The sequence below is a fragment of the Escherichia sp. MOD1-EC5189 genome (assembly GCF_002966045.1).
In the GTDB taxonomy this organism is placed as follows: Bacteria; Pseudomonadota; Gammaproteobacteria; order Enterobacterales; family Enterobacteriaceae; genus Escherichia; species Escherichia coli_F.
Map to the genome: position 1 here is coordinate 1 of NZ_PTRX01000112.1, position 563 is coordinate 563.

At 48.8% G+C, this 563-nt stretch carries 1 pseudogene; it reads right to left on the minus strand.

The window, feature by feature from the left end:
* Window positions 1-202 precede the first annotated feature (202 nt).
* Window positions 203-563, minus strand: a pseudogene (locus ATB02_RS25780) (MobQ family relaxase); the annotation flags it as partial.

Here is a 563-nt window from a genome sequence, read left to right on the forward strand (position 1 = left end):
GTGTTAGTAGTGCGAAGGTACTATTGAAGTGAAAAATTGCGTCAAAAACGCTCTGATGCAGCGAAAAAAGCCCCCCCAATTTTTGGGGGCGGAAAAACAAAACTATGCTTGCGTTATGTGAGTGTGCTTCTTGCATTCATCCCTGTCGATGAACATCGAAGAACATAACACGATGTTAAACAAAACAAAATATTGTTCACATTCACTGTGACCAACCGCGATCATGTCTCCTCTCGGTGGTGTGTGTTCGTGCATCTTCCTCGCGCTGCCATTCCTCCCAGGTACGATTAAAACCCAGCGAGCGGAACAGATGATCCGGCTGTTTTTCTGGTGTGTTGACGGCAGCAAAAAGCGGTGCCTCACGGGTTTTCAGATGAAACTGCATCAGTTCTGGTGCAGGTGATATGTGGCTGTCTGCATCGTGATTTACGGCAACACCATATCCTGCATACCGTAACCCCTTATCGGTCAGCGCACTGATGACCAGATGCCTGTTATCGGCTGAGGGAACGGCAAACGCGGGATACAGCGTACCATTAAGCCGGATAACACCGCCCAGAGAG